General features: G+C 34.3%; 23 protein-coding genes. 19 read left to right on the top strand and 4 right to left on the bottom strand.

What is annotated here, in order from left to right:
* Nucleotide 1: 1 nt before the first annotated feature.
* Nucleotides 2-1,015, bottom strand: a complete 1,014-nt coding sequence (locus H0Z29_03605; GenBank protein MBO8130589.1) for an arsenic efflux protein — start codon at nt 1,013-1,015, stop codon at nt 2-4.
* Nucleotides 1,016-1,200: 185 nt separating this feature from the next.
* On the opposite strand from H0Z29_03605, the gene H0Z29_03610 reads away from it, so the two are divergent.
* The 19 genes from H0Z29_03610 to H0Z29_03700 all read left to right on the top strand — a co-directional run bounded on the left by H0Z29_03610 (nt 1,201) and on the right by H0Z29_03700 (nt 17,066).
* Entirely contained in the window at nt 1,201-2,016 is an 816-nt protein-coding gene (locus tag H0Z29_03610; GenBank protein MBO8130590.1) for a purine-nucleoside phosphorylase, read from the top strand.
* Nucleotides 2,017-2,161: 145 nt separating this feature from the next.
* Nucleotides 2,162-2,662 (top strand): nitroreductase family protein, encoded by a 501-nt coding sequence (locus H0Z29_03615; GenBank protein ID MBO8130591.1) that lies wholly within the window; start codon nt 2,162-2,164, stop codon nt 2,660-2,662.
* 6 nt (nt 2,663-2,668) lie between these two features.
* Nucleotides 2,669-3,604 (top strand): calcium/sodium antiporter, encoded by a 936-nt coding sequence (locus tag H0Z29_03620; GenBank protein MBO8130592.1) that lies wholly within the window; start codon nt 2,669-2,671, stop codon nt 3,602-3,604.
* Nucleotides 3,605-3,615: 11 nt separating this feature from the next.
* Nucleotides 3,616-4,410, top strand: a complete 795-nt coding sequence (locus H0Z29_03625) for a hypothetical protein (GenBank protein MBO8130593.1) — start codon at nt 3,616-3,618, stop codon at nt 4,408-4,410.
* Between the two features lie 193 nt (nt 4,411-4,603).
* Entirely contained in the window at nt 4,604-5,380 is a 777-nt protein-coding gene (locus tag H0Z29_03630; protein MBO8130594.1) for a ParA family protein, read from the top strand.
* On the top strand, nt 5,361-6,218 hold the full coding sequence (locus H0Z29_03635; protein MBO8130595.1) for a ParB/RepB/Spo0J family partition protein: 858 nt from the start codon (nt 5,361-5,363) through the stop codon (nt 6,216-6,218). The genes H0Z29_03630 and H0Z29_03635 overlap by 20 nt, the downstream gene beginning before the upstream one ends.
* Complete coding sequence (locus tag H0Z29_03640; GenBank protein MBO8130596.1) at nt 6,215-7,039, top strand: M23 family metallopeptidase; 825 nt, start codon at nt 6,215-6,217, stop codon at nt 7,037-7,039. Before H0Z29_03635 ends, H0Z29_03640 begins: the two co-directional genes overlap by 4 nt.
* Complete coding sequence (locus H0Z29_03645; GenBank protein ID MBO8130597.1) at nt 7,036-7,419, top strand: polymer-forming cytoskeletal protein; 384 nt, start codon at nt 7,036-7,038, stop codon at nt 7,417-7,419. The genes H0Z29_03640 and H0Z29_03645 overlap by 4 nt, the downstream gene beginning before the upstream one ends.
* Nucleotides 7,397-7,636, top strand: a complete 240-nt coding sequence (locus H0Z29_03650; GenBank protein ID MBO8130598.1) for an AtpZ/AtpI family protein — start codon at nt 7,397-7,399, stop codon at nt 7,634-7,636. Before H0Z29_03645 ends, H0Z29_03650 begins: the two co-directional genes overlap by 23 nt.
* A gap of 351 nt (nt 7,637-7,987) precedes the next feature.
* On the top strand, nt 7,988-8,782 hold the full coding sequence (gene atpB, locus H0Z29_03655; protein MBO8130599.1) for a F0F1 ATP synthase subunit A: 795 nt from the start codon (nt 7,988-7,990) through the stop codon (nt 8,780-8,782).
* Between the two features lie 12 nt (nt 8,783-8,794).
* Nucleotides 8,795-9,022 carry an ATP synthase F0 subunit C gene (atpE, locus tag H0Z29_03660; GenBank protein ID MBO8130600.1) on the top strand — a complete coding sequence of 76 codons (228 nt, stop codon included), beginning with the start codon at nt 8,795-8,797 and terminating at the stop codon, nt 9,020-9,022.
* Between the two features lie 14 nt (nt 9,023-9,036).
* Nucleotides 9,037-9,528 (top strand): F0F1 ATP synthase subunit B, encoded by a 492-nt coding sequence (gene atpF / locus H0Z29_03665; protein ID MBO8130601.1) that lies wholly within the window; start codon nt 9,037-9,039, stop codon nt 9,526-9,528.
* The gene (locus tag H0Z29_03670) at nt 9,525-10,058 is read left to right on the top strand and encodes a F0F1 ATP synthase subunit delta (protein MBO8130602.1); all 534 of its coding nucleotides are present in this window, start codon (nt 9,525-9,527) and stop codon (nt 10,056-10,058) included. The genes atpF and H0Z29_03670 overlap by 4 nt, the downstream gene beginning before the upstream one ends.
* Nucleotides 10,059-11,585 (top strand): F0F1 ATP synthase subunit alpha, encoded by a 1,527-nt coding sequence (locus H0Z29_03675; protein ID MBO8130603.1) that lies wholly within the window; start codon nt 10,059-10,061, stop codon nt 11,583-11,585.
* A 12-nt stretch (nt 11,586-11,597) separates the two neighbouring features.
* Nucleotides 11,598-12,458 carry an ATP synthase F1 subunit gamma gene (gene atpG / locus H0Z29_03680; GenBank protein ID MBO8130604.1) on the top strand — a complete coding sequence of 287 codons (861 nt, stop codon included), beginning with the start codon at nt 11,598-11,600 and terminating at the stop codon, nt 12,456-12,458.
* An 8-nt stretch (nt 12,459-12,466) separates the two neighbouring features.
* Nucleotides 12,467-13,900, top strand: a complete 1,434-nt coding sequence (atpD, locus tag H0Z29_03685) for a F0F1 ATP synthase subunit beta (protein MBO8130605.1) — start codon at nt 12,467-12,469, stop codon at nt 13,898-13,900.
* On the top strand, nt 13,872-14,273 hold the full coding sequence (locus H0Z29_03690; protein ID MBO8130606.1) for a hypothetical protein: 402 nt from the start codon (nt 13,872-13,874) through the stop codon (nt 14,271-14,273). Before atpD ends, H0Z29_03690 begins: the two co-directional genes overlap by 29 nt.
* Nucleotides 14,274-14,289: 16 nt before the next feature.
* Entirely contained in the window at nt 14,290-16,056 is a 1,767-nt protein-coding gene (aspS, locus tag H0Z29_03695) for an aspartate--tRNA ligase (GenBank protein MBO8130607.1), read from the top strand.
* 50 nt (nt 16,057-16,106) lie between these two features.
* The gene (locus H0Z29_03700) at nt 16,107-17,066 is read left to right on the top strand and encodes a PhoH family protein (protein ID MBO8130608.1); all 960 of its coding nucleotides are present in this window, start codon (nt 16,107-16,109) and stop codon (nt 17,064-17,066) included.
* Nucleotides 17,067-17,080: 14 nt separating this feature from the next.
* Here H0Z29_03700 and H0Z29_03705 read toward each other — a convergent pair whose 3' ends face one another.
* From H0Z29_03705 to H0Z29_03715, 3 genes are all read right to left on the bottom strand, one after another.
* Complete coding sequence (locus H0Z29_03705) at nt 17,081-19,243, bottom strand: PBP1A family penicillin-binding protein (protein ID MBO8130609.1); 2,163 nt, start codon at nt 19,241-19,243, stop codon at nt 17,081-17,083.
* Between the two features lie 157 nt (nt 19,244-19,400).
* Nucleotides 19,401-20,135, bottom strand: coding sequence for an MBL fold metallo-hydrolase (locus H0Z29_03710; protein ID MBO8130610.1), 735 nt, complete (start codon nt 20,133-20,135; stop codon nt 19,401-19,403).
* Between the two features lie 13 nt (nt 20,136-20,148).
* Entirely contained in the window at nt 20,149-20,784 is a 636-nt protein-coding gene (locus H0Z29_03715; protein ID MBO8130611.1) for a DUF2490 domain-containing protein, read from the bottom strand.
* Nucleotides 20,785-20,875 lie beyond the last annotated feature (91 nt).

Below are 20,875 nucleotides of genomic sequence, written 5' to 3' on the forward strand. Positions count from 1 at the left end.
TTTATAATCCCAATAACATCAATAGAAAACCAAATGATAACCCGATAGCAAAATTTACCAATTTAACACCAAGAAACACTCTCCTTGAATGAGCCAGTACTGGCAACATCCCATGACCATCCTGAACAATAGAACTTGCAAGCAAAACGCTAAAAGGAATATTTCCTTGAATATATAGTGTAACAAAAATAATATGTGGACCGGATTCAGGAACTAAACCTACTAGACTTGCGATCAAAAGAACAATATATTTATTTGACTGTATCCATTCCTGTATATTAAGTCTGTGAACAATCAGCTCAACAAATATCAGAGCCCCAAGTGTCCAAAGGAAAAGTCTTGGTATGTGCTTTTTAAGTATATGTTCCCAAATATGCTCTTTTAAAAAGTGATCCGATGCAAGTACGCTGATTAACGTAGCAATTCCGATAACAATAATAATCGTAATTCTCACCCAATTCCATTCTTCAGGTCCTATAAATCCAAAAGCAACCAGCAGAAGTGAAAATATATTTAAAACCATTAAGAGAAATCTTTCAAAGTTTATACTCTTTAGCTGAGGTAATACGAGCCTTAAAGAAAAATATTCAAACTTATCCTCATGTATTTCCATACAATCGCATTTAAAAAACTTCTTTTGTTTTTCTTTAAGTAATAAATCAACTAAAAAACCTGAAGGTAAACTTACCAAAAAAAGGATTAGGATAATAACAAGTCCTTTTTGCGGCGATAATGCAAGTAAAATAAACGTTTCATCACCCATCGTTGCAATCATTGTAGTAATAAGCGCACCAATTGAGATAATATTATGAGCGTAAAGAGAAACGGCTGTAAATGAACCCAAACATCCTGGGATAGCACCCAGTAAGGCACCGATTATATACTGTCTATTCCTTCTCCTACCAAGTATCTTACCCCAGTTGCCCTTGGTCTGAATGTTCAAAAATTCGATAATTAGCATCATTGAGAATACAAAAATGGTAATAAGAATTGAATCGTACAGAATTTTTAACATCATGAAACCTACCATTTAATAACAACAACATAATTTAAAACCAGAAATAATTAATTCAACTATAATTAACATACCAAATAAACCATATATATTATATATTATACTTTAATATTATACCACATATTGATTCTGTTAATTTTATTATAAATATTTGTATATTTGTCATCTTGATTTTAACTTTAAATATGTGTATTAATTTCCAAAAATTAATAAAAGGAGAGAGGTATTCCCAAACAATAAACTATATAAAGAGTAGAATTAATACTTTACCAAAAATATCTATTATACTCGGATCAGGGCTTGGGATAATCGAAAATCAGATAAATGAAAAAATCTCGGTTGATATGAAAGATATTCCATACTATCCTGTTCCAACTGTAAGCGGGCACCATGGAAAAATAGTGTTTGGCAAAATGGGGAATAAGAATGTGATGGCGATATTTGGAAGGTCTCACTATTATGAAGGAATTGGACTTGAAAAGGTAGTATTGCCAATTTTACTTCTGTATAAATTAGATATAAAAAAGGTGATAATAACCAATGCGGCAGGAGCTGTGAATCCGAATTTTAGGATTGGTGACTTAGTTTTACTAAATGGATACATAAATTTCACTCAGCTGAATATCTTTAAAAATAACTGGGAAAAATCAATACAAAATCCTTTTTCATTATCGCTTAACAATAAAATTGTACAATCTAATCTGCCTGTGAAACCCAAAACAGGAACATATTGCTGGACAACTGGCCCAAGTTATGAATCTCCTGCTGAAGTAAAATTTATAAGATATCTCGGTGGTGACCTCGTTGGTATGTCAACCATCCCTGAAGCATTTATGGCAAAAAGACTCGGATTGGATGTTATAGGAATTAGCTTTGTCTCAAACCTTGCCGTAGGTCTTGCTGAAAAACCGTTATCTCATAAAGAGGTAAAAAAGTCTGTATTATCTAATAAAGAGAACTTTAGCATCTTTATATACAAAGTTGTAACAGAAATACTTTAAAGTGTCAACTATTATAATATTTGTATATGTTCTTTTCAATTCTCTTTCCCCTTTCGTAATAATTGTTTAATATTTAATTGCTAATTGAAAGAATATTCTAAAAAGTTCACATAAATGGCAGGGACTTTTTAATAAATGAGTAAATATGAGCATAGAATATATCTTCAAAAGAAGAAGCATCAGAAAATATCTAAAAAAAGACGTGGAAACTGAAAAAATCGAACTAATATTAAAAGCTGGAATGTCAGCACCGTCAGCACATAACATCCGACCATGGCAATTTATTGTCATTAAAAAAAGAAATACTCTTGATAAAATAGCCGAATTCCATCCACACGGAAAAATGCTCTCCCAGTCACCAATGGCTATCGCTGTATGTGGTGAACACGAAAAATCAACAGATTTCTGGGTACAGGATTGTGCCGCAGCTACTGAAAACATGCTATTGAGTCTACCAGCTTTAGGTCTGGGCGGTGTATGGATCGGCGTTTATCCAAACCACCATGAAAATAAAGAAATATTAGATTTAATAGGCATTCCAAAACATATAACACTATTCTCAATTATATCAATAGGTTATCCAGATGAAGAAAAACCGCCCAAAGCACTATATGAAGAATCAAAGATTCACTACGAAAAATGGTGAAGCATAATGATTGGGTTTATATACTTAATAGTTGGCGTACTTCTCCTTTATTATGGAGCAGAATATTTGATTAAAGGAGGCTCCTCGATAGCATTAGCCGCAGGAGTAAAAAAGATTGTTATTGGACTGACAGTGGTTGCTTTTGGAACTTCTTTACCGGAATTTGTCGTAAGTTTTTTTTCAGCTTTAAAAAAGGTGGATAGTGTTTGTGTTGGTAATGTTATTGGAAGTAATATTATAAATATATTACTTGTTCTTGGCATAGCATCCATTATAAGACCTATAAATTCATCAAGACGTGTAATTACTCTTGACATCCCGTTTTTACTATTTTTAACCCTTTTATTTATATTTATTTCAAGAGATGGCAAGCTTTCAAGAATCGACGGGGTAATACTATTTGCTATTTTTCTTACATATATGATATACATATTATCGAGAAGGAAAAGTGAAAACTTAGCTGACATCGATCATAATACAAAAGGTAATACTTTAAAATATATAATTTTTACTATGGGAGGATTACTTGGATTGATTATAGGAGGTAATTTCACGGTAAGAGGAGCAGTTAAGGTAGCGCAGCTTTTTGGAATACCGGAGCTATTTATAGGTCTTACAATAGTAGCACTCGGAACATCACTACCAGAACTTTTTACAAGTATCCTCGCAATAATAAGAAAAGAACAGGACATCTCTCTTGGCAACATAATAGGAAGTAATTTATTCAACATTGCCTTTATACTTGGCTTTATTGCAATTTTCAACCCAATAAAAGTCGAACTTTCTGTAATTAAGTTTGACAACCTATTTATGTTATCTATAACAATTCTACTTGCAATCTTTCTTTACACTGGGGGAAAAATATCCCGGTTTGAAGGGATCATATTTGTTTTAATATACTTCTTATATGTCAGCAAATTAATAGTAGAAGTAACTGGATAAATGGTTAAGGTATGATAATTGGCGTTTATCAATTTTCACCGAGATGGGCAGATGTAGATTACAACCTGTCAAGAATTACCGAGACACTATTTAAATATAAAGATGTGGACCTGTGGGTGCTCCCTGAGTTATGCACAACCGGATATTATTTCGAAAATATCAAAAAGATGGAGGAATTAGCTGAATTTTTCCCTAAGGGGAAAACATCCAAAGTAATGCTTGAAACTACCAGAAATATAAAAACATCAGTTATAATGGGAGTAATGGAAAAGCTTGGTGATAGATATTTCAACAGTGCTGCGGTATTTAGCAAAGGTAATTTTATAGGTATTTACAGAAAAATTCATCTTTTTAATACTGAAAAAGAAATTTTTGCTCCGGGATTCGAATATCCGCAGGTATTTACCATAGATGATGTAAAAATTGGTGTGATGATATGTTTTGACTGGATTTTTCCAGAAGTCACACGGTCCCTTGCGCTAAGTGGTGCTATGATAATAGCACATCCTGCAAATCTTGTATTACCATATTGTCAGAACGCTATGACAACACGCAGTATTGAAAACCGTGTTTTCACTGTTACGGCAAACAGAGTAGGAATGGAAATAATCGGGAAAAAATCATATCTGAAATTCACTGGAAAGAGCCAAGTAACAAGTCCCGACGGCAAAGTACTTGGTTCTCTATCTGATAAAGAGGAAAATGTTCTCATAGTAGAAATAGATCCGGAGGAAGCTCTTGATAAAAACATTACAGAGAATAACAACCTATTCGAAGACAGACATCCTGACCTGTATAGATTATGATATATCAATAAGGAAGAATGGTTCTAATAAAAATTCAATCTAATTACCATGTAATGATGTAGAAAGAACTGCTATAAAAAGGAGATATATTTATAATTCTATCGTTGTCGCTGTATTATTATTGACATCTTTAATAATTCTTGTTTTTAGATAACCTTAAGATTAAATTTTTCTGGTATTGATATTTTTTGAAATGAAAAAAATTATATCATTGGCAAATCAAAAAGGGGGCGTGGGTAAAACCACTTCGGCTATTAATATTGGTGCTTGTCTTGGAGTATCGGAGATAAAAACATTGATTGTCGATATAGACCCTCAGTCTAACGCAACTCTCGGTTTCGGAATCGACCACAAAAACCTTGTAAATAGTATTTACGAAATACTGATAGGAAAAGCAGACGTACGAGACACAATACAAAAAACTGAAATCCCTTATGTGGACATTTTACCGTCCGCTACAAGGCTTGTAGGAGCGGAAGTAGAACTTATAGATTTACCAGAAAGAGAATCAATTCTGAAAAAACATTTAGAAAAAATTAAAGATGATTATCAATATATTATTATTGACTGTCCCCCAAGCCTGGGACTTTTGACAGTAAATGCACTTACGGCATCAGACACGGTCATAATTCCAATCCAGTGTGAATACTTTGCGATGGAAGGTCTGGGACAACTTTTAAACACCATTAGGCTGGTTCAAAAAAGTTTAAATAGGAATTTACAGATTGAAGGGGTATTACTTACCATGTTTGATACACGATTGAAACTGTCTCAGGAAGTAGCAGAACAGGTTAAAAGCCACTTTGGAGAAAAAGTTTATAAAACTATAATAAGACGAAACGTTCGCCTAGGCGAGGCACCAAGCTTTGGGAAACCAATTATACTTTATGATGCAAATTCTGCTGGGGCACAGGATTATCTATCATTAATAGGTGAAATACTGGAGAGAAATGGCGAAAAGATTAGGTAAGGGATTAGACGCTATAATTCCTGACTTATCAAAAGATATTGAATCTGAATATAGAATCGCTGAGATAGAAATCGATAATATCAGAGTGAATCCACTACAGCCAAGGAAAGAATTTAATGATGAAAGAATGGAAGAATTAAGGAAATCTGTAAAAGAAAAAGGTATTATTCAGCCTATAACGGTGCGAGCTATTGGTGATAGTTATGAACTTATAGCGGGAGAAAGAAGGTTAAGGGCTGCCCGCGATGTAGGGCTAAAAACTATCCCGGCTTATATCATTCCTGTTGACACTGACGTGGAATTGGTGGAACTTGCTCTGATAGAAAATCTACAGAGAGAGGATTTAAATCCCATAGAAGAGGCAAATGCTTATCACGTACTTGCTAATGCTTTTAATCTTTCCCATGAGGAAATAGCCCGCAGAGTGGGCAAAGATAGATCAACAATTACAAATTCATTGAGACTACTTAATCTGCCAGAGCAGATAAAGAATGACCTCAAAAATGGTGTCTTGACTCAAGGGCATGCCAGAGCAATTCTTTCAATTAAGGATGAAAAAACTCAGATCAAGATCTGGGAAAGAATAAAAAAAGCAAACTTAAGCGTAAGAAAAGTCGAAGGTATTGTCAGAAAATATGAAAAAAAGGAACAGTTAAAAAGAGAACAAAAGGAGGAATTATCACCTTTTGTAAAAGATATTGAGCAAAAATTAAGGCACTTTTTTGGAACTAAAGTAAAAATAAATGGTAATGAAAGTAAAGGTAAGATTGAAATTGAGTATTATTCATCCGAAGATCTCAATAGAGTCCTGGAATTGATTGAAAATAAAGGGGAATGAGCTTGACAAAAGGTTATTACATATTTCAGTTAATAACAAGTGAAAAGAAAAAACCATTTTCGATAAAGGTAAGTACAAACTTTTTAAAAATTTTTATAATCATAATACTCACCTTAATCGTTACCATTGGGATTTTTACCTATATCTATTTACCTAAGGCAATAAACTATGATAAACTGATGGGAGAAAACGAAAAATTGATAAAGGATAGGTTAAAAATAATCAAAATATTATCGGATTATAATAGAATAAAACAGATAGATCATTATATAAGATCAGTATTGGGAGCTGACCTTGCTCTATCAGGACCTGATACCTCATACATGTCTGAAACCGATGAAAACTTTGATGCAAAACTTCTAGAAAATAAATCTCTTGAGATAAGTTTCCTTGATAACATGCCAATAACACCACCAGTTGACGGAGGATATATCACACAGGGTTTTGTTACTGATAACCTTTTTGAAGAAGATAATCACTATGGCATTGACATAGCAGCACCAGAAGGAGCTCCGGTAAAAGCAGCCGCATCAGGCATTGTTATTTTTTCGAACTGGTCATATCACTATGGTAACATGATAATCATTTATCATCAGGGCGGATACTTTTCAATATATGGACACAACTCAAGAAATATTGCAAGAGAGCATCAGATGGTTGAAAGAGGTGAGGTAATAGCATTTGTGGGAAACACTGGAGAGAGCGAGGGACCGCATCTTCACTTTGAAATATGGAAAGATGGTATGCCAATAGACCCCCAAAAAATTATATATGCCTACAAGGATAAAAATATATCATTTAGCAGTATGGAGGTTAAGTGATTAAGGGAAAAGAAGCTGCTGTAAACACAATAATAGGCGAAGGTGCAACCATAGAGGGTGATATTAGACTTGACGGTAATATTCTTGTCTATGGCAATATAATAGGGAATATAGAAACCAAAGGTACAATTACTATAGCAGCTGGAGCAGATATAAAAGGAAAACTTATTGGGAATGACATTTTGATAAGTGGTAATGTTGAAGGAAATATTTACGCAGTTGGTAGGGTTGCACTAAGTAACAAAGCTAATCTTAAGGGAGATGTGACAGCAAAAACAATTTCTATCGAAGAGGGCGCAAAATTTGAAGGTAGATGTGACATGAAAGGTTATAAACCTTCAAAGGAAAGTGAAAAAATTGATAAAAAAACATCTCTCTAAGGAAAATATAAATTTCATTGGATATCTGGGCATAGGATTAAATATAGCAATAACAATCTTCATATTCGTAATGATAGGATATTTTGTTGATAAAAAGTTCAATACTTTACCTCAGGGCACTATTCTTGGAGGACTTGCTGGATTTATTTTTGGAATGAGAACTCTTTTTTTAACAGTAAAAAAGGTCTCTTCCAAGAAGGAAGATAAAAAAAATTGATTTTTGTTGTTAAGTATATATTTGTTATCTATCTGCTAAATTTTATATATTGCCTTATCCACGAAATAGAACATATTGGCGAGCTTGTACTAATAAAATTGGTTATAACACCCTTATTTATGCCTACTTTTTATGTTATTTACAAAAATAGAGATAGAAACTTAATATTTTATATTTTTAAGTACATCAGTTTTATTATAATTAGGCTGATTATTATCTCAATTTTTATAATATTGATATTTAAATATGGTAGCTTTAACTTCAATGCCATCTTAGGTGGTTCTTTGTCACTATATATTTATCTATTGGGAATAGAAGTTTTTACACTTTTAAAAGAACATTGATTAAAGTATGGAAAAATCAGGTAGCTTCATATTAGAATATTTAAAAGACACAAAATACTATGAATTATTTGGTCACAAGATACAGCTACCACAATTACCACCAATTAACATCCTAGGCATCAGTATTGATTTATCTATAACCAGAAACGTTGTTTTGCTATTCATTTCGTCACTTATAATATTCCTATCATTTTATTTTTCATTCAGGAAAGAAAAATTGATACCTAACAGATTCGCTCTTTTACTTGAATATATCATAATATTTATCAGGGATAACATTGTATATCCAACGCTCGGACGAAAGTTAGGAGATAAATATTTTCCTTTTATAGCAACACTATTTTTGTTTATAATAATTTCAAACCTCATGGGGCTTGTACCTTTTATGGCAAGTCCTACATCAAACCTGAGTGTCACAGCTGGGTTATCTCTTGTAGTCTTTTTTGTAATATTATATGAGGGAATAAAAACACACGGTTTATTTGGCTATTTTAAGAGTCTGATACCAGGAGGTATACCTTTCTGGCTAATACCTGTCATGCTCCCCATGGAGATAATAGGGTTACTAATCAGAGTAACTGTTCTTGCAATAAGGTTGTTTGCAAATATGCTTTCTGGACACATAAATATAATTATACTGTTTTTTCTGGTAATTTTAACAAAATCATTACTCATAAGTCCATTAGCACTTGGTATTGCAATATTTGTTTCTCTTATTGAATTACTAGTAGCTTTTATTCAAGCTTATATTTTTTCAATATTAAGCGTAATGTTTATAAGTATGAGTATAAAGTCGCATTAAATGGAGGAATTTATGGAAAGTTCACTTGTATACTTAGGTGCCGTTATTGGAATAGGACTAATTATTATTGGTGCAAGCATTGGAATCGGGATAATTGGTAAATCCGCTGTTGATGGAATAGCACGCCAGCCTGAGGCTCTTGATGGAATAAGAACAACCATGATTCTTGCCGCTGCTCTAATTGAAGGACTAGCTTTCTTAGCTATCATTACCTGTCTATTGGTAATACTAATTAAGTAAATAGCTGGTAAAAAATGCTTGAAATTGAGCCTGGATTAACTATCTGGACAATTGTAATATTCATAATACTTCTTTTCCTTCTGAAAAAATATGCATACAAACCTATCAACAATCTTATAAAAAAACAGGAAAACACTATTCGTGGAGCAATTGAACGTGCCACACAACTAAGAATGGAAGCAGAGGAAAATAAAAAACAATCAGAGAAATTATTAGATCAGGCAAGGATAGAATCCAGAAAAATTATTGATGATGCATTAGAAAAAGCTGAAAAGATAAAAGAGGGAATTATCGATGAGGCAAGAAAATCTGCAACTCAACTTCTTGAAAAAGCAAAACAGGAAATAGATAGAGAAAAGGCAAAAGCGAAAAAGGATCTCGAAAGAATACTCGTTGACATTGCCGCTGATTTTACAGAAAAAATATTAAAAAGAAAGGTAACTATTGACGATCAAAGAAAGCTCATTGAAGAATCTTTGAAAAATATTGGGGATAGACTATCTTGAAAAATAGAAAAATAAAAGCAATTGCATCTGCCTTGTATGAAACTTCGACGAAAGAAGGATTTCAACCAGAATTATTCGAATTTTTAAAACTACTTTACAAATTCTTAAAAGATACTTCCAGTAAACGACCCTTGAAAATAAATACTTCATTTAATTTTATTAATGAAATAGGAGAGTATTACAGGAGCGAAATAAGAACAATCACCAATTTTCTTTTTGAAGAATACAAATTTTTAAAAATCCCCAAAAATCTGAATAAGCTAATTAACACTCTTGAAGATATCCATCTTATAGAAACAGGCACAGAAATGGTAAATGTTGAAACCCCCAACGTCCTGGATGAGGATGAAAAAATTAAAATTGAAAACAAATTGAAAGAGACGCTAAATAAAAAAGTCATCTGTAACTATAAGATAAACCCCGAGCTAATTGGTGGGATTAGAATCCAGATAAAAGATAAACTATTAGACTGTTCTATAAAGGGCAGAATAGAAAGAATAAAAAGGGCTATCCTTGAGGAGAAATCATAAATGAGGAATAGTGATGAACTTGTAGCCACTATAAGGAAAAAGCTTGAAAATCTACTTGAAGAGGAGAAAGTTGAGGAAGTCGGAGAGGTTATTCAAGTTGCCGACGGAATGGCTACCATTTACGGATTATCAGGAGTAATGGCAAGTGAAATGATAGAATTCGAAAGTGGTCAAATAGGAATGGTAATGAATCTTGATGAAGATACAGTGAGTGCAATCATTCTTGGCGACATTGAAGGTGTAAAAGAAGGAGAGAAAGTTAGACGAACATATAACACAATGCAAATTGGTGTGGGTAAGGAAATCCTTGGACGGGTTATAAATCCTATTGGAATACCGCTGGATGATAAAGGTAAAATAGATTTCAAAGAATTTTATCCAATCGAAAGAACTGCACCTGGAGTAGTGGATAGACAACCAGTAAAAGAGGCGCTTCAGACTGGTATCAAAGCCATCGATTCTATGATACCAATTGGCAGGGGACAGAGAGAATTAATAATTGGTGATAGACAATTAGGAAAGACAGCAATAACAATTGACACAATCATCAATCAAAAATATACACATAAAACGGACTCACCAGTCTATTGTATATATGTCGCTATTGGACAAAAAGTAAGCACTGTTGCAAGAGTTATAGATACTTTAAAAAATTACGGTGCTATGGACTATACCGTTGTGGTTGCGGCAAATGCAAGCGACCCAGCCGCATTACAGTATATTGCACCTTACGCTGGATGTTCTATCGGTGAATGGTTTCGTGACAATGGAATGCATGCACTAATCATTTACGATGACCTGACAAAACACGCCTGGGCATACAGACAGTTATCCCTTCTTTTAAGAAGACCACCCGGAAGAGAAGCTTATCCAGGAGACATATTTTATCTCCACTCAAGACTCCTTGAAAGAGCAGCTAAATTAAGTGATGAGCTTGGCGGTGGCAGCCTTACAGCTCTTCCGATTGTAGAAACCCAAGCAGGTGATATATCTGCATATATTCCAACAAATATTATCTCAATTACCGATGGGCAAATATACCTGGAAGGCAATCTTTTCTACTCAGGTATAAGACCTGCAATAAATCCTGGAATCAGTGTTTCCCGTGTCGGGGGGAATGCCCAGATAGAAGCTATGAAACAGGTAGCTGGCTCACTTAGATTAGACCTTGCTCAATATAGAGAGCTTGAAACATTCTCAAAATTTGGTTCCGAACTTGACGCAAGCGCAAGAAACTTACTTATCCGTGGTGAAACTCTTACAGAATTACTTAAGCAGGATCAATACGAACCAATGCCAGTTGAGGAACAAATCTTGATTCTTTTTGCTGGAGTAAATGGTTTTTTTGATGATATAGATATAGATGAAGTAAGGAAATTTGAAAAGGAATTAATCAATTTTATAAAAATTAATAAGCCCGATATAATAAAGGAAATTAATGAGAAAAAGGTAATTTCAAAGCAGTTAGAGGAAAAGCTTAGAGAGTCAATTAAAAAGTTTAAACTTCAATTACTGAAGAACAAGTGATATTGAGATAATATGTCGTTAACGCTAAGAAAAATAAAATCAAAAATTAGAAGTGTCGGGGATATCCAGAACATAATCGACAGCATGCATACCATTTCAACAATAAAAATAAAAAAAGCTCATGATGCCTTATTTAAAGCAAGAGAATATTCAGAAAATATATCTATTCTTTTTAATGACCTATTACCATCTATTGACCGCTCTATTCATCCTCTTCTTACTGAAAGAGAACCTGTAAACAAATTATATATAATTATAACCTCTGATCATGGATTATGCGGTTCATTCAATTCAAATATTATTTCAACAGCTGAAAAAGAATTCTCATATCTTGATAAAGATGAACTTTTCCTTATATGTGTGGGAAAGAAAGGGCAGGAATATTTTACTGCCAAAGGTTACAACGTAATTGGTGAATACATCAGATTTTTTGATGAGCTTGGATACCAGCACGCTATGGAAGTAGCAAAAGTTGTAATGGACTTATTTATGCTGTTTGAGATTGATAGAGCGACAATTATTTATAATGAATACAAAAGCATGATAAGGCAAAGTGTTGTAATTCAACAATATCTACCATTAGTAAGAAGACCTGCTTCTAAAAAATTATCTGGTAGCATGTTACTAATACCATCGGCAGAGGACATAGTAAGAAATTTGATTCCTCAATATCTGAACATACAAATGTGGGAATGTTTATTGGAATCATATGCAGCAGAGCAAGCCGCCAGAATGATGGCAATGGAATCATCAAGCCAAAATGCAAAGCAGATGCTGAATGAGTTGAATTTGGAATACAACAAAACAAGACAGAATGAGATAACATCAGAGTTGATAGATGTTGTTGGAGGTATTAAATCGGCTATTCATTAAAAACGTAGGTGAATATGGGAAATCAAGGGAGAATACTTAGAATAATTGGACCAGTAGTTGATGTAGAGTTTACGAATGGTTCGTTGCCGTCAATTTATAATGCCCTTAAAATATATAAAGACGATAAAAGTGTTATAACAATGGAGGTCGAACAGCATCTTGGTGATAAAACAGTTAGAAGCATTGCACTTGATTCTACCGATGGATTATCACGTGGTATGCCAGTCATTGATACTGGTGAACCGATAAAATTTCCTGTTGGGGAAGAAGTTCTTGGTCGGGTAATGAATCTCCTTGGCGATCCAATCGATAAAAAAGGACCAATAAATGCCAAGATATACCTACCAATTCATCGAAAACCACCCAACTTAACCGAAATTGACACAGCGACTGAAATGTTTGAAACAGGAATAAAAGTAATTGATCTTATGGCACCCTATACGAAAGGAGGCAAAACAGGTCTCTTCGGTGGAGCAGGAGTAGGTAAAACTGTATTAATTCAGGAATTAATTCGAAATATAGCAGCTGAACATGGAGGGTATGCTATTTTTGCAGGAATCGGGGAAAGAACCAGAGAAGGAAATGAACTTTGGATTGAGATGCAAAAAACAGGTGTAATAGATAAGACAGCGATGATTTTTGGACAAATGAATGAACCACCCGGTGCTAGAATGAGGATTGGTCTCTCAGCATTGACCTGTGCAGAATACTTCAGAGATTATGAAAAAAAGGATGTACTCCTATTCATTGATAATATTTTCAGATTCACCCAGGCAGGGGCTGAGGTGTCAGCACTTCTCGGGAGAATGCCATCGGCAGTTGGATATCAGCCAACTCTTTCAACAGATATGGGAGAATTGCAGGAAAGAATAGCATCTACGAAGAATGGAGCAATTACGTCAATCCAAGCAATATATGTACCTGCTGACGATTTAACCGATCCTGCACCGGTTACAACTTTTGCACATTTAGACGCCACTACTGTTCTTGACAGAGGTATAGCTGAGCTTGGTATCTATCCAGCGGTAGACCCCCTTTCTTCTACTTCAAAAATACTGGATCCAAGAATAATTGGTCAGCGCCATTATCAGGTTGCAAAAAAAATCCAGGGAATTCTTCAGAGATATAAAGAACTTCAGAATATAATTGCAATTCTGGGTATCGAAGAACTATCAGAGGATGATAAAATAATAGTCAAAAGAGCAAGGAGGATACAGCGTTTCTTTTCTCAACCTTTTCATGTAGCTGAAGAATTCACAGGATACAAAGGGAAATATGTAAAATTGAAAAACACCATAGAAGGTTTTGAATTAATAATAAAAGGGGAACTTGATCATATCCCTGAACAGGCATTCATATATGCTGGCACGATCAATGAGGTAATAGAAAGAGCAAATAAAATAAAACTCAAAGATGAAACTTATAATAGCAACGCCTTATAAAAAAATCGAACTTGAAGATATAGAATATGTCAGGCTCTTAACCTTAGATGGTTATATGGGCATAATGAAAAACCATATACCTGCGATTGTATATTTGGAACCTGGGGATATAAAATATAAGAAGAATGGTAAAAGCTTTTTTCTATGGTGCCCTGGGGGATTTGCAGAAATTACCGGAACTGACGTACTAATTACGACCGAATCTACAGAAAGCCCAGGTGAAATAAACATTAAGGAGACTAAAAAAGAAGTTGATAATATTTATAAAAAAGTGAAAACTTACGGTTCTTTAGCTGGCTTTGTACTTGCAGGTATTGATTTAAAGAGAAGTGTTAACAAGTTGAAATTTGCAGACAGATTCAGAAAAAAGTGATACGGAGGTTGCAATAATGATAAAAAGGACACACACATGTGGTGAGCTTAGAATAACTGATGCTGGAAAAGAGGTAGCTTTATGCGGATGGATAAATACCAGTAGAGACCACGGTGGTCTAATTTTCATCGATCTTAGAGATAGATATGGAATTACACAGATAGTCTTTGATCAATCGACGTGTGGAGACTTTTATGAAACAGCTAAGAAACTGGGCTATGAAGACGTAATTGGAATCAAAGGTATCGTCAGGAAAAGACCAGAAGACACAATAAACCCCAATCTCGAAACAGGTGAGATAGAAGTAGTCGTAAAGGAACTCGAAGTATATAATGAGTCCAAACCATTACCATTTATGGTAACTGATCGATCAACTGCTCTTGAGAATCTAAGGCTTAAATATAGATACCTCGACCTTAGAACTAAAGAAATGCAAAGAAATATCATTTTAAGACATAAAGCTGCTCAGAGTGTTAGGGAATATTATAATAATAATGGATTTTTAGAAATCGAAACCCCTTTCCTCATGAAAAGCACTCCTGAGGGAGCAAGAGATTTTCTTGTACCCAGTCGACTACATAGAGGGAAATTTTACGCACTACCTCAGTCACCACAGATGTTCAAACAGATTTTAATGATCGCTGGTTTTGATAAGTATTATCAGATAGTAAAATGTTTCAGGGACGAAGACCTGCGTTCTGACAGGCAGCCAGAGTTTACACAAATCGATGTAGAAATGTCATTTGTAGAAGAGACTGATGTAATAAATTCTACCGAACAAATGATAAAAAAAGTATTTAAAGATACTGTTGGTTATGAATTTACTGAAAAATTTCCTATAATCACATACGAAGAGGCTATGAGGAGATACGGCACAGATAGCCCCGATATCAGATTTGGTCTTGAACTAAAAGAGGTAAGCAAACTATTCCTTGAAACTGATTTTAACGTTTTTAAAAATATTATTAATGAAGAAAAAGGCTCTGTAGTAGGTTTATGTATTCCCGACTCAATGGAATTAACAAGGATGGAGATTGATAGAACAGTTGAACTTGTCAAACAATGGGGTGGTCGGGGACTTGCATGGACAAGATTCACTGAAAATGGATTTGAGGGGGGAATAGGTAAATTTATCTCCCCAATAAAAGATTCTATTTTAAAAACTCTTAATGCAAAACAAGGGAGTATTTTACTTTTTATTGGCGATACAAAATATAAACCTTATGAATTGATGGGAATGCTTCGAGTCTATATTGCAGATAAATTAAAAATACCAAAATCGGACAAATTCAAAGCAGTATGGGTGGTTAATTTCCCATTACTTGAATGGGATGACGATGAAAAAAGATACAAAGCGGTTCACCATCCATTTACAGCACCAAGACCTGAAGACATCGAGCTTCTTGATACTGATCCAGAAAAAGTTAGATCAAGAGCTTATGATATTATAATAAATGGAACTGAAATTGGTGGTGGCAGCATCAGGAATCACAGAGTTGATGTTCAGAAAAAAGTGTTCAAAGTGCTTGGAATATCCGAAGAAGAAGCACAGGAAAAATTCGGTTTTCTATTAGAAGCACTATCTTTTGGCGCTCCTCCTCACGGTGGTATAGCACTGGGATTTGATCGACTAGTTATGCTTCTTGCAGGAGAGGATAGTCTTAGAGATATAATTGCTTTTCCAAAAACAAAAAATGGAATAAGTCCAATGGATGGTTCACCAACTGAAGTAAATGAAGAACAATTAAAAGAATTAGGAATCAAAATAGTTAGATATGAATAAAAAATAAAAGAGTCAATGGAAGGATGAAAGATATAGAAACACAAAAAAAGATGAAAACAAAAATAATAGAAATTAAAGGGGTTGATCCCTTCCTTGTATATGGGACAAATGATTTTTATTTAAATATAATCGAAGAAAACCTCAAGTTAAAGATATTCGCCCGAGGAAATATAATTACCTTAGAGGGTGAGGATGAATCAATCCAAAAGGCTGATAGAATCTTTGGCGAAATGTTACTGACAATAAACCAGAAGGGATATGTGAGCGAAGACGATGTGAGAACTCTCGTTCATATTGAAAAAGAAGGGCTGATCAAGGAAGAGGATATTTCACCAAGTACAGTTATACTATACACTAAAAACGGAGCTATAAAACCAAGGACAAAAAATCAGGAAGAATACTATAAATCCTCGTTAAACAATGACATCGTATTTGCAATTGGACCTGCAGGAACTGGTAAAACATATCTTGCTGTTGCCATGGCCATTGCAGCTTTAAAGAACCATGAGGTACAGAAAATTATCCTGACCAGACCAGCTGTAGAAGCAGGAGAAAAACTTGGCTTTCTGCCTGGGGATTTAAGAGAAAAAATAGATCCATATCTTACCCCGCTATATGATGCTTTATACGATATGCTACCGCTGGAAAAAATGAAGACACTTATTGATCAAAAAATTGTTGAAGTAATACCACTCGCATACATGCGAGGGAGGACATTGAATAATGCATACGTTATTCTTGATGAAGCTCAGAATACTACAAGTATGCAAATGAAGATGTTTCTAACCAGGCTTGGAGCAAGTTCAAAAGCAATTGTGACAGGAGATGTAACGCAAATCGATCTGCCTGATAAAACCACTTCCGGTTTAATTGAAGCAGAAAGTATTTTAAAAGGTATTGAAGGAATCGGATTTGTTTATTTTGATGAAAGTGATGTTATAAGGCATAAGCTTGTAACAAGAATAATAAAAGCTTACGATAAGAAGAATGATAAAAAGAACGCTAAATAACAAGAAAAGTAAATTTAAAATATAATTTTATCCTCTATATTACTTTCCCTTATTTTGCCGTGAATGGGACATGTTTCTTTTGGCTCAGTCCCTTTTATAAAAATTTCAGTTTCAACTGGACAATATGGTGTAGCAAGTAGTTTCGTCTCTTTACATATCTTAACTTCAATTACGTTCTCGGGTCTTTGGAACTCTCTTGGATACCATCCCATTTCTTTATGCACGATTTTCATAAACTTTGCCCAGATTGGCAATGCAGCGACAGCGCCGGACTGCCTGTGACCAAGGGAAACAGAAGGATTATCGATACCAACCCATACGCCAGCTGTTAAGTAAGGCGTAAAGCCTACAAGCCATGCATCGGAGAAATTATTTGTAGTACCAGTCTTAGCACCACCAGGATGCTTGAAACCAAAAATTCTTCTGGCATTTTTTGCAGTCCCTTCGTTTAATACTGACTCAAGAAGGCTTATCATAACATAGGCTACCTCCTTGCTAAATACAAAGTCCTTAACGGGTTTATGTTCATATATAATATTTCCATATCTATCAACAATCTTCTCAATAGCATAAGGTTTGTTCCAGATACCGTAATTAGCAAAAATACCATAAGCACTCGTTATTTCAATCGGTTTTACAGAGGCAGCACCAAGGGCTATAGCATCAACAGCAGGGATGTACGTTGTTAGATGCATTCTTCTTGCAGTTTCAACTACTGATTTTGGCTGTATTAGTTCCTGGACAATTCTAACTGTAACAAGATTCAATGATCTTTTTAAAGCTTCACGTAATGTTGTAGGTCCTCCTGTAGCCAGGTCATAATTTTTTGGAGCCCATCTCGTTCCATCCTCCATTTCTACAACAACGGGTTGATTCAGTAGTTGAGTAGTTACAGGGAAACCATTGTCAATAGCAGTTACATACACTATAGGTTTAAAAACAGACCCTGGCTGCCTTTTTGCCTGCACAGCTCGATTGAATTGTGACTCTCTAAAATTTCGCCCGCCGATCATAGCCAGTATTCGACCTGTTTTATGATCAATAGCCGTAAGTGCACATTGGACTGTTAGATACGACTGAAGCGTAGAATCCATAGGAATCTCACCTTTTACCATAGCAACAATCTTTTCAGGAGTAATAGTAGAATCCGGAATTAATTTAATTATGGATTCAGGATCACTAATAATCTGTTTATTTAAAACTGATTGTTGCCATTTTAAATGCTCTAAAGTAACAGAATCAGCGATTTCTTGTATCCTTGTATCTAATGTGGTATATATAGATAAGCCATCTCTGTATATATCAAATTTATACTTTTTCGCAATACTATTTAATTGCTGTCGCACAAATTCCACGAAATAAGGAGCAATTTTAGCAGGAGGCTCAGGTTTTTGAATAAATAACGGGGTATTTTTATAAATTGCAAAATCTTCATCGGAAATAAATCCATTTTCTCTCATAAGAGCAAGTACTACATTCCTCCTCCTAAAAGCATTTTCTGGATGTAAAATAGGTGAATATATATAAGAATTTCTGATAAGACCAGCCAGTAGAGCACTTTCATCAACAGTCAATTTATCACAATTTTTATCAAAATATCGCTTGCTCGCTGCCTGAACCCCATATACACCATGTCCGAACCATGTTGAATTCAAGTACATCTCAAGTATTTCGTCTTTCGAATACCTTTTCTCTATTTCAATAGCTGTAAGTAACTCTTTTATTTTCCTCACTACTGTCTTCTCATATCCAATATTTTCATATAAAATTCTCGCAAGCTGCTGAGAAATAGTACTTGCCCCCTGCTTTTTACTTAATGTGGCTATGTCTATAATCACCGCTCTTAAAAAATCTCTTAGGCTAAATCCCCAGTGTTTATAAAATCTTGTGTCTTCAACAGATATAACTGCTTTCCTCATATGAATGGGTATTTTCTCTATAGGAACATATACTCTCCTTTGAACAAATAACTCTTGCAATATCTTGCCGTCAGCAGAATAAATTCTTGTTACAAGTTCTGGATTAATATTTTGAAGCTGTTCCGGAGAAGGTAAATCCTGCGAAAAGTACGCAATTACACCAAGTAGTATCCCACTACCAATAATGTATATGATTATTACCCAGAAAAATGCCTCTATCCAGCTAATCTGTCTTACATATTTGCTCTTTCTGCCCATTCTGACACATTCCAAATTTTGACAATGGGAAAATATCAAAAATAAAACTCATATTCAAAAGGAATGTTCTAAAATGGGTTCGATTTATTCAGAAACAATTTTTTCCTTAAACCAATTAAAAGACTATTATTTATCAAATCCAGCTAATAGATAGATTTTACCTCATATTTCTTATCCTGACTTCTATTCTTTTTTCATCCTTTAATAAATCCAAAAGCTTTTGAGGATCGGTATCACCGTAATGATAGGGATATAAAATTTTAGGCTTAAAAGATTTCGCCGCATCGGCAACCATCTCGGGTGTCATAGTGTAAGGAAGATTCATCGGAAGAAAAGCGATGTAAATATTTTTTAGGACCTTCATTTCAGGAATATTCTCAGTATCACCCGCTATGTACACCCTTTTATCACCTATATTCAAAACATATCCATTTCCTTCACCCTTTGGATGAAAGGGTTCGCCATTGTCTCTTTTATTAACAATATTATATGCTGGAACTGCTTCAATTTTAATTCCTGATACCTCTATCCTATCTCCGTTATGAAGCACCTTGCCGCCTTCCAGTACCTTCGAACATTTTTTTGTATAAATAATTACTGTATTTTCTTTCTGTATCTTCTTTATAGCCTCTACATCAAAATGATCACTATGATGATGGGTAATTAGAATAATATCAGCATCTGGCAGCTTATTATAATCGTATAGCCTGCCAAATGGATCAATATGAATTACCATATCATTAATTTCGAACATCAACGTACCATGCCCTATAAAATGGATCTTCAGAACACCGATAGACGTTTTAATTACGTCTATTTGACATTTCTCTTTCCCAAGAATAATTCCATATAAACAAATAAAAAATATTAAGGAATAAATTAATGTTTTCATTTATCCTCCTGAATTATCTACTCAGGGAAAAATTGATAGCAATTATATCACTACTCCTCCACAAATCGTTTCTCTTTTTTGACTCAAGAACATATATCAATGCTAAACCGATCCTTTTGGCAGGATAAAAACCTATACCTACATAAACCCTATTTCTATTAAAATCTTGGACATCGCTTTCATAAAATAGTTCATAAGCAATGAATGGTTTCAAGGAAAATTCTATATATACGGGGAAATTCACCCTTAGTTGAGTTCTATTTCTTAATAGTTTCTCATCACTTTTGATCCTTCGAACAATTTTATCCCTTACTTCCACACTCATTTTACCAAAATTATATTTGCCCTTTATATATAAATATGGTCTGTATTCTGTAATCCAGTTTGAATTTTTTATCTCAAACACCTGACGGTAATAAGGTCCAATAGATAAAAAATTATTCACCTTAAAATCAAATCCATAATCGTAGTGGGAATAAAAATACCCTCCCAGCCTATCATCATACCTATTTTCCAATGACACACTCAGATTCAACCTTTCTTTAAGATTTAATTTTAATGCATATTGGTTCCATATAATTTCTACTGAAAAAACATTACCGGCAAAAATAACCAATATTGCCAGAATAATAATCACCCTATTTCTCATACTGCTCCTCCATTTTTCAGAATTTGATTTTATTCACACAAAAGACAAAATTCAATAGATCCACTGGTAAGTAAAAGGTTCCTCAATAACA

The organism is Candidatus Neomarinimicrobiota bacterium (assembly GCA_017656425.1).
GTDB lineage: Bacteria > Fidelibacterota > UBA2242 > UBA2242 > B5-G15 > JACDNV01.

Bases quoted from the DNA above. Each gene is read 5' to 3' on its own strand.
- H0Z29_03610 (MBO8130590.1), top strand. From the start codon at position 1,201: ATGTGTATTAATTTCCAAAAATTAATAAAAGGAGAGAGGTATTCCCAA.
- H0Z29_03715 (MBO8130611.1), bottom strand. From the start codon at position 20,784: ATGAGAAATAGGGTGATTATTATTCTGGCAATATTGGTTATTTTTGCC.
- atpF (MBO8130601.1), top strand. From the start codon at position 9,037: ATGCTTGAAATTGAGCCTGGATTAACTATCTGGACAATTGTAATATTC.
- H0Z29_03705 (MBO8130609.1), bottom strand. From the start codon at position 19,243: ATGGGCAGAAAGAGCAAATATGTAAGACAGATTAGCTGGATAGAGGCA.
- H0Z29_03615 (MBO8130591.1), top strand. From the start codon at position 2,162: ATGAGCATAGAATATATCTTCAAAAGAAGAAGCATCAGAAAATATCTA.
- atpG (MBO8130604.1), top strand. From the start codon at position 11,598: ATGTCGTTAACGCTAAGAAAAATAAAATCAAAAATTAGAAGTGTCGGG.
- H0Z29_03630 (MBO8130594.1), top strand. From the start codon at position 4,604: ATGAAAAAAATTATATCATTGGCAAATCAAAAAGGGGGCGTGGGTAAA.
- H0Z29_03640 (MBO8130596.1), top strand. From the start codon at position 6,215: ATGAGCTTGACAAAAGGTTATTACATATTTCAGTTAATAACAAGTGAA.
- H0Z29_03605 (MBO8130589.1), bottom strand. From the start codon at position 1,015: ATGTTAAAAATTCTGTACGATTCAATTCTTATTACCATTTTTGTATTC.
- atpB (MBO8130599.1), top strand. From the start codon at position 7,988: ATGGAAAAATCAGGTAGCTTCATATTAGAATATTTAAAAGACACAAAA.
- H0Z29_03635 (MBO8130595.1), top strand. From the start codon at position 5,361: ATGGCGAAAAGATTAGGTAAGGGATTAGACGCTATAATTCCTGACTTA.
- H0Z29_03700 (MBO8130608.1), top strand. From the start codon at position 16,107: ATGAAAACAAAAATAATAGAAATTAAAGGGGTTGATCCCTTCCTTGTA.
- H0Z29_03690 (MBO8130606.1), top strand. From the start codon at position 13,872: ATGAAACTTATAATAGCAACGCCTTATAAAAAAATCGAACTTGAAGAT.
- aspS (MBO8130607.1), top strand. From the start codon at position 14,290: ATGATAAAAAGGACACACACATGTGGTGAGCTTAGAATAACTGATGCT.
- atpE (MBO8130600.1), top strand. From the start codon at position 8,795: ATGGAAAGTTCACTTGTATACTTAGGTGCCGTTATTGGAATAGGACTA.
- H0Z29_03710 (MBO8130610.1), bottom strand. From the start codon at position 20,135: ATGAAAACATTAATTTATTCCTTAATATTTTTTATTTGTTTATATGGA.
- H0Z29_03620 (MBO8130592.1), top strand. From the start codon at position 2,669: ATGATTGGGTTTATATACTTAATAGTTGGCGTACTTCTCCTTTATTAT.
- H0Z29_03675 (MBO8130603.1), top strand. From the start codon at position 10,059: ATGAGGAATAGTGATGAACTTGTAGCCACTATAAGGAAAAAGCTTGAA.
- H0Z29_03625 (MBO8130593.1), top strand. From the start codon at position 3,616: ATGATAATTGGCGTTTATCAATTTTCACCGAGATGGGCAGATGTAGAT.